The 247-nt window shown below is 48.2% G+C and carries 1 protein-coding gene; it reads right to left on the reverse strand.

All coding sequences use genetic code 11. The features are described 5' to 3' along the window. Nucleotides 1-62: 62 nt before the first annotated feature. Nucleotides 63-247: hypothetical protein (locus KVT28_RS26045; protein ID WP_217551162.1), on the reverse strand; the 185-nt coding region annotated here is incomplete at its 5' end.

Genomic DNA, 247 nt, shown 5'->3' on the forward strand with positions numbered 1-247 from the left:
CCAGTTCAGCACAATTAAGCACTTGTGTTCGTATCTCCTCCCTCTCTTACGCCTGTTTGTGTTTAGACTTCAGAATTCAGAGTGATTGTGGTGAGACCTGGAGTAATAATACCAAGCAATTGCGCAAGTAAGAGATGGCTGTGTCGTTGCCTCCCGGCAGCCATGCTGGTGCCGACACAGACGAGGTCTGTGTTTCCCCTCGTGCCCATGCGATGTTCCTTTATTTGAAGCATACAATCCTCTAGTT

It is taken from the genome of Pantoea sp. GbtcB22 (assembly GCF_019091025.1).
Classification (GTDB): domain Bacteria; phylum Pseudomonadota; class Gammaproteobacteria; order Enterobacterales; family Enterobacteriaceae; genus Pantoea; species Pantoea leporis.